Source organism: Streptomyces sp. LUP47B, assembly GCF_001746295.1.
Lineage (GTDB): Bacteria > Actinomycetota > Actinomycetes > Streptomycetales > Streptomycetaceae > Streptomyces.
This window is the reverse complement of sequence record NZ_MJAH01000056.1, coordinates 1-516: the sequence shown is the minus strand read 5'-3', so window position 1 is coordinate 516 and position 516 is coordinate 1. Positions and strand designations below refer to the sequence as shown.

Annotated in this window: 1 rRNA gene; it reads left to right on the top strand. The window is 56.8% G+C overall.

Features of this window, described 5'->3' with window-relative positions:
• Positions 1 to 516: ribosomal RNA gene (locus tag BFN33_RS49060) — 23S ribosomal RNA — on the top strand; the annotation flags it as partial.

Sequence of the window (516 nt, the reverse complement as noted above, 5' to 3'; positions counted from 1 at the left end):
GGACATGCGAAAGGTCCGGCGTAGAGGGTAAGACCCCCGTAGTCGAAACATCAGCGGCTCGTTTGAGAGACACCCAAGTAGCACGGGGCCCGAGAAATCCCGTGTGAATCTGGCGGGACCACCCGCTAAGCCTAAATATTCCCTGGTGACCGATAGCGGATAGTACCGTGAGGGAATGGTGAAAAGTACCGCGGGAGCGGAGTGAAATAGTACCTGAAACCGTGTGCCTACAAGCCGTGGGAGCGTCGGGCRAGCACTTGTGCTTGYCTCGTGACTGCGTGCCTTTTGAAGAATGAGCCTGCGAGTTTGCGGTGTGTTGCGAGGTTAACCCGGGTGGGGTAGCCGTAGCGAAAGCGAGTCCTAATAGGGCGTTTGAGTAGCACGCTCAAGACCCGAAGCGGAGTGATCTAGCCATGGGCAGGTTGAAGCGGAGGTAAGACTTCGTGGAGGACCGAACCCACCAGGGTTGAAAACCTGGGGGATGACCTGTGGTTAGGGGTGAAAGGCCAATCAAAC